Raw genomic sequence first — 1913 nt, 5'->3', positions numbered from 1 at the left:
GTGTGTTTTCCTTCTCAATCACTAGATCCGTTAGACCATAGGCTGTGTTATAATTTTTCCCCCACCATGCCAGCTCATTATCCAGGTAATAGCCAAAAAGCCATGGATCATCCTGATTGTCCTCTGTTATTTGTCTCGCCAAGTCTTCACAGTAATATTTGAATTTCGGACTGAATACATTTGGAAATGTATGTCCGTTATTGTCTGAAGGATAGATTGCATAATCTTCTCCGTAGTTACAAAATTTTGTGGAGAATCCAAAGTATCCAGTGTGCGCTAGGCCTTGATATCTTAAATTTTCATTTGAATTTATCCCCAGAAGGTTAAATCCCCATTCTTTTAAGCGATCTGCTGTCGTTTCCGCCCATTCTTCTTCCGATCCATAAAGTGCTTTTGTATTTTGTCCATACGGTGAATATCCTAGTTCCTGAGAATAAAATCCTTGATACGTTACTTGCCCTGTTCCAATCGCAAAGAAGGCATTTCCATCCGGAGCGATTGTCCACCATTTGCCGTTTATCTCTTCGGTATGGAAATAACCGGTCTTTTTCCCTGTGATATCCGGATTCGTTTCTACAGTAAACGCGGGGTATTTTTCATTTAGATTGTTGGTCTTCATGCTCTTTGTATCGGATGATATTTTATTTACATCAATTCGATTGCTGCTTGTTACTTTCACATTATCAAATATCGTATTGAAGGCTTCTGTTGTTAAAGCAGGTGTCCCTTTATAGACACTGTTTGTTACTGATAAATTATATTTTCTCTTCCATTTTAAGGTTCCATCAAGTTCGTAAACGCTTCCTGTTATACTATTGCTGGTTAAACTTATTTTCAGCAGATAGGTATGTTTATATTCCCAAGTAAAGTTATCATCATAGGATGAAGATATGGAAAGCTTTGTATCTCCTGCACCTTGGGCATTCCATTTTCCATTGTACATTTCCGCAAGTTCAACAAAATGCTTCTTCCCTTTTGTTTCCGGTGCTTCTGACAAGACCAGATGCCAATAGTTTTTGCTGTCGTCATAAACCGATATTCCCGCTACTTTGTATGTGTCTACTTTGGAATTTTCGATATTTACCTCGGACTCAAACGTCATTTCGTACACTTCAGGTGTATTCAATCTTGAAAAGCTCTTTTTGATTGCATCATTATATAAATACTGATTTTTGATACCCCATGACATTTCGTCATTGACCCAATTGGGGGATCCATCACTTCCAACTTCATAACTCGAAAATCCATCATTATAGGTATATATTTTTGCATTACTGTTATTTGAGGTACTACTCGCCAAAGATATTGGGGATAAGGAGGTAACTATCAAACAAGATAAAATAACACTTGTAATTATTTTTTGGAATAATTTCATAATCAATTCCACCCTTGAAAAAAAATTGAATGTTTAACCCAAAAAGAAAAATAAAAAAAACTTAGACTTGGTAGCTGGCTGCCATTTTACAGGCCCTTTAGCTTTGCGTCCCTGCTTTTCAACAGGTTTGCCTTTTCATTGTAAGTTTTATAAAAAAAACTTACTTTTGGTAGCTGGCTGCCATTTTACAGGCCCTTTAGCTTTGCGTCCCTATCTTTCAATAGGTTTGCCATTGTCATTAATAAGTCATAAATATTCTCTTTTCGATATAAATCTACCACTTTGTGGGATGCTTGTCAAATATATTCTAGATGGCTATATTCGCCATAGCAAAAAATTTAATCCGACAGGTTTGCATAAAGTCCAACGCTTTGAAGAAATTGTATTCTTGTGAGATAATAACTTAAAGACTCGTTAGTTTTACAGCATAGTTGAATAGAGAAAACTTGAATCCCTTGGGGCATAAGGCTTCAAGGGCATATTTTTTCTGTTTTTTCTCATTTATATGTATAGTAATATATAGTAATGTATGCTATAA

General features: G+C 35.9%; 1 protein-coding gene and 2 riboswitches. The gene reads right to left on the bottom strand.

Annotated elements, in window-relative coordinates; genetic code table 11:
* Positions 1 to 1375, bottom strand: a 1375-nt coding sequence (locus OKX56_RS01920; protein ID WP_287895432.1) for a hypothetical protein, incomplete at its 3' end; no start/stop codon positions are given.
* 66 nt (positions 1376 to 1441) lie between these two features.
* A riboswitch (cyclic di-GMP riboswitch) is annotated at positions 1442 to 1517 on the bottom strand.
* A 23-nt stretch (positions 1518 to 1540) separates the two neighbouring features.
* A riboswitch (cyclic di-GMP riboswitch) is annotated at positions 1541 to 1616 on the bottom strand.
* Positions 1617 to 1913: the final 297 nt, after the last annotated feature.

Origin of the sequence: Dehalobacter sp. (assembly GCF_030063005.1) — a bacterium.
GTDB classification, from domain to species: domain Bacteria; phylum Bacillota; class Desulfitobacteriia; order Desulfitobacteriales; family Syntrophobotulaceae; genus Dehalobacter; species Dehalobacter restrictus.
Note: the sequence above shows the minus strand (reverse complement) of the source record. Positions and strands in the feature narration are given on the sequence as shown.